Raw genomic sequence first — 270 nt, forward strand, 5'->3', positions numbered from 1 at the left:
GGGGATGTAATTAGTAACCCGCTCGTAAAGAGCGGGTTTTTTTTGCCTTGTCAATGACTCGCATCATCACATCTCAGACCAGTGATCCATGCATCCAACCAACGCGCCATAAAATCCATAGCTTCGTCAACACCTGCCTTTTTCTATAGCTTGATAAAACTCGCCTGGATAGGACATCATTAATTTTCTCATTGCCGCCTGAGCATCTATGATCATTACTGTCTTTCATATCTGATTTGTACCGCAAATAAACTAATGAAAAAAAATAGG

1 protein-coding gene is annotated in these 270 nt (G+C 40.7%); it reads right to left on the bottom strand.

Going from position 1 to position 270, the window contains the following annotated elements; all coding sequences use genetic code 11:
• Positions 1-73: 73 nt before the first annotated feature.
• Positions 74-270 (bottom strand): hypothetical protein (locus ACZ3GY_RS24010; protein WP_465912245.1); only part of this gene is annotated, 197 nt, incomplete at its 5' end.

The sequence above is a fragment of the Pseudomonas sp. PME37.24/006 genome (genome assembly GCF_055556635.1).